The organism is Paenibacillus sp. 1-18 (genome assembly GCF_000520755.1).
In the GTDB taxonomy this organism is placed as follows: Bacteria; Bacillota; Bacilli; order Paenibacillales; family Paenibacillaceae; genus Paenibacillus; species Paenibacillus brasilensis.
The window spans coordinates 1-2,471 of sequence record NZ_ASSB01000014.1 but is presented as its reverse complement, the minus strand read 5'-3'; the positions used below and the strand labels follow the sequence as shown (position 1 = coordinate 2,471).

2 protein-coding genes and 1 pseudogene are annotated in these 2,471 nt (G+C 42.3%); 2 read left to right on the top strand and 1 reads right to left on the bottom strand.

The window, feature by feature from the left end:
- The first annotated feature begins 207 nt into the window (after positions 1-207).
- Together L693_RS30375 and L693_RS0100770 are read left to right on the top strand one after the other, a co-directional pair.
- Positions 208-495 (top strand): hypothetical protein, encoded by a 288-nt coding sequence (locus L693_RS30375; RefSeq protein WP_025715639.1) that lies wholly within the window; start codon positions 208-210, stop codon positions 493-495.
- 271 nt (positions 496-766) lie between these two features.
- Positions 767-1,987: an IS256 family transposase gene (locus tag L693_RS0100770; RefSeq protein ID WP_025715638.1), complete on the top strand. Its 1,221-nt coding sequence runs from the start codon at positions 767-769 to the stop codon at positions 1,985-1,987.
- Between the two features lie 81 nt (positions 1,988-2,068).
- Here L693_RS0100770 and L693_RS30935 read toward each other — a convergent pair.
- Positions 2,069-2,471, bottom strand: a pseudogene (locus L693_RS30935) (recombinase family protein); the annotation flags it as partial.

Genomic DNA, 2,471 nt, shown 5'->3' with positions numbered 1-2,471 from the left:
TATATTCTGCTTGATTCTATACTCGCAGAATATAATCAACAAAGCACAAGAAATCACAATCATTCCTTAATAAACTTTTAAAGCTTATTCCAACTTGAGCCATGAGTAGGAATGTGCTTGTTTTTTTAAACACAAAACAATGACTTGCCATCCCTCCCCATCAGAGTTAACATACACACACTCAAACCACGGGAGGGGAAATACCCTATGTCAAATTGGCCAGATTGGTTTCAAGAAGCATTACGCCAACGATTTTATCAATTAGAACTTACTAGTGAACAACAGGCTTCATGTTCATCAGAAGATGAACATCTATTTACTCAAATGAATCAATTCAAAATGAATCAAAACGAGGATATTCAACATCTGCTATCTCAATGGGAAGAAGCAATTGGTTATCAGATAAGCCAACACAAACAGTCCATCTATATGGAAGGAGTAAAAGACGGGATTCGATTGATCCTTCCCGTCATACAACCCACAGTTACTCGTTAGTCTATTGATCGCATCATTAGCCTATGATTTTGTTAGTCTCTAAATTCATTTAACAATGATCTATTAATCTTATATGATTTCATCAATGCTCATTCCATTCTTCAAGGTAAAAACAAAATGCGCTGATGAGAGAATCGTGATCTTCTCCACCAACGCATTAAATAGGTTATCGTCAAATTGTTCCAGTATATCTTGTGAGTCTGTAAAATATATTGTGTAAACTCTCAAACCCACATTAAAATGGAAGTAAGAGAAAGGTTGGGAGAACACTATGGGACTCTGGTCAAAACAGCAACTTCGGGAATTCATTAAAGAGAACAATTTAGTCACTGCACAGGATGCGCAGAATGCGTTAAAAGATCTATTTGCAGAGACGATTCAGGAGATGCTGGAAGCCGAAATGGATACCCATTTGGGCTATGGAAAGCATGAGGTAAAGGCCGAGCTTACCCCGAACAGCCGCAACGGAAAGAGTCGTAAAACAGTAGTCAGCGAGTACGGCGAACAGGAAATCAGCATCCCTCGAGATCGCCTGGGTGAGTTTGAGCCACTGGTTGTCAAGAAGCATCAATCGAACGTAACCGGCATCGAAGAGCAAATTATTGCCCTGTATGCCAAAGGGATCAGCACGAGGGAAATCCAAGATCATTTGGGACAGATGTACGGTATTGAGGTCTCTCCTACGCTCATTTCCAATGCCACGAATAAGATTGTGCCTCTCATTAAAGAATGGCAGAGTCGGCCTCTGCAAGGCGTTTATGCAGTTGTTTATCTGGATGCCATTCACTTCAAAGTAAAGCAAGACGGGGCCATTATTAACAAGGCAGCCTACATGGTCATTGGCATCGATCTGGACGGAAATAAGGATGTCTTAGGCATGTGGATTGGCGAGAATGAATCCTCCAAGTTCTGGCTGAGTGTCCTGAATGAACTCAAGAATCGCGGGGTTCAGGACATACTCATTATCTGCGTAGATAACCTGTCTGGATTTTCTCAGGCGATTGCGGCCTGCTATCCCCAAACCGAAATCCAAAAGTGTATCATTCACCAGATCCGCAGCTCCACCCGGTACGTTTCGTACAAGGAAATTAAGAAAGTAACTGCCGACTTAAAGCCCATTTATAAGGCAGCAACCGAAGAAGGGGCTTTGCTTGAACTCGACCATTTCGAGGAAGTCTGGGGTACGAAATATCCCCTCATTATCCGCTCCTGGCGGACCAATTGGGAGGAGCTCGCTACCTTTTTCAAGTACCCGCCCGAGATCCGCAAACTCATCTACACGACGAATATGATCGAGAGTTACCACCGGCAGCTTCGTAAAGTGACAAAAGGGAAAAGTATCTTTCCTACCGATGAAGCTCTGCTTAAAATGCTGTATCTAGCCACCGTCGATGTCACTCGAAAATGGACAGGACGTGTCCAGAACTGGGGACAAATGCTCCTCCAATTTTCCGTCTTTTTTCCGGATCGGGTCGGTCAACACTTGCGTTAAAATCACAACTTTCCCCTCGGGGGAAACTATGCCTAAAAGAGCTTACACAAAATTATTGACAGACCCTATCTTGTCGTAAGCTTAGTACTTGATAATTTCATCCACACGTTCCTTGATTTTTTCCTTCTGATCCTCTTCCTCCTCTAGTATCAGCTTCTGTTGTCTTAGCTTGTTTAGCTCATTGGAAAGTCTAGCTATTTCTTCATCATAAACCGTCTCATCCATCTGATTCCGCAGCTTAATATTCACTAATTCCTTCAAGTCGGATTTCAATTGTTGCATCTGCCCTTCGATATCCAATAGCGGTTCTTGCCCTACTTTTCTGGAAAGTGCCGATTCAATATTGGCTTTCAAAGTCTTCATGAATCTTTTTTTGTTTTCATACATCCGGTTGAACAATCGCACAAACGCGGAATGTAAAACTTGTTCATCAACCGATTTGGCATCACAGGCTACTTTACCTTCATTAACATACGTTTTGCAA